Annotated in this window: 1 protein-coding gene; it reads right to left on the reverse strand. The window is 61.2% G+C overall.

The genetic code is table 11. From position 1 onward, the window contains the following. Positions 1–145, reverse strand: a 145-nt coding sequence (locus ACW9IR_RS30200) for a hypothetical protein (RefSeq protein WP_457466278.1), incomplete at its 3' end; no start/stop codon positions are given. Between the last annotated feature and the right edge of the window lie 79 nt (positions 146–224).

Consider the following 224-nt stretch of genomic DNA (forward strand, 5'->3'; position numbering starts at 1 on the left):
GAGCAATGGTTTGCGCAGGGTCGAGGTGGTAGTCCTCCAGGCAACGCAGCCAGGAGCGGGCGATGGACGGATCGCTGGACGGGTCGCGGCCATGCGCCACGGTAAGGACTTGCTGGGCATGGCGACTGAAATGATCGTTGTGCATTTCTTATTATTCTCCCTGCGTGAGAACCACCAGCATCCCCCAGCCCTCCAGGCAATGCAATCCCGGAGCGACTCACCGG

It is taken from the genome of Pseudomonas sp. SDT291_1_S447, assembly GCF_054070155.1.